Here is a 1,110-nt window from a genome sequence, read left to right as displayed (position 1 = left end):
CCTCAACCAGTTTGGAGAGCACGACTTTGTGGCGGGCCTCTTCGTCCGCATCCATATCGAGGGCGCGGCGCAGCAGCGGGTCTTGAACGGTTTGCGCGAAGGTGCGCACGCGGATGGATGCGCGGCCTTCGGTCTGTACGGCGATATCCCAGATCGGCAGTGAGGTCACTCGATTGAGCGCGTCAGGCTCCAGCTTGGGCCAGTCGATCACGGCAGGCTTGTACGGATTATGCGTCTGCAGCAGCAGCTCGCAGAACATGCGCAAGTGGCGTTCGGAACCGGGACGCACGGGATCGGGCGAAGGGTCCGCCCAGTTGCGCATGGCGTGATCCGCCTGAAGAATGTGATCGACCATCAGACTTGCCTCCTATGGGATTGGCTTACCGTCGGATGGATTGTACAGCGGCTTTCAAAAATTTTTTTCCCGCGTCGAGCACTTCCTGCTGCGCGGCTTCGGTCGGCATGGCGCGCGCCATCATGATGGTGCCGATCAATTGAGCCTTGAAAGCCCAGGCCAGCGCTTCGCTGCCCAGCTTTTCGGTCAGGATTGCCACCAGTTTGCGCTGTTCGCGTTCGAATACTTCCTTGATCTCTTTGTCGCCGCGCGCGATCTCGGCGCCGATGGCGGGAATCACGCAGCCGGACTCGGTACGCTGTGCATGGCTCAGGCTCAGGTAGCGGTCGATTTCGAATTCCAGCCATGCTTCCGGTGAAGTATGGGGATTGGCTTCATAGATGCCGCGCGTGCGTTCCAGCTCACTTTCCACCAGCGCCTTGAGCAAGTCGTTTTTCGATGAGAAGTTACTGTAGAAGGCGCCGCTGGTCATGCCGGCAGCGGCCATCAGCGCGTCCACGCCAGTGGCCGAAAAGCCTTTATTTTTGATGACCTCACCGCTGGTCTTCAGTAATTCCTTGCGGCGCTCTTCCTTATGGCCGGGTGGGTATCGCATGCATCCTCCACGTCAAAACGTGTCCATGATAATGGAAGCGGACCGGGATGCAACCGGCCCGCGCGCTTCACATTACTGGTACAGCGGGTTGCCCTGGACGTAGACACGTACGCCCTGGGTGTTCAGCTTCGGCGCCAGCGCTGACAGATCAACCACGGTC

Annotated in this window: 1 protein-coding gene and 1 pseudogene; both read right to left on the bottom strand. The window is 59.5% G+C overall.

Annotated features, from left to right (window positions below):
- Window positions 1-355 (bottom strand): annotated as a pseudogene (locus AB4Z11_RS32315) (ferritin-like domain-containing protein); the annotation flags it as partial.
- Between the two features lie 25 nt (window positions 356-380).
- Window positions 381-950 (bottom strand): TetR/AcrR family transcriptional regulator, encoded by a 570-nt coding sequence (locus AB4Z11_RS32310; RefSeq protein WP_442030356.1) that lies wholly within the window; start codon window positions 948-950, stop codon window positions 381-383.
- Window positions 951-1,110: the final 160 nt, after the last annotated feature.

This window comes from Pseudoduganella sp. RAF53_2 (assembly GCF_052113985.1).
In the GTDB taxonomy this organism is placed as follows: domain Bacteria; phylum Pseudomonadota; class Gammaproteobacteria; order Burkholderiales; family Burkholderiaceae_D; genus Rugamonas.
Note: the sequence above shows the minus strand (reverse complement) of the source record. Positions and strands in the feature narration are given on the sequence as shown.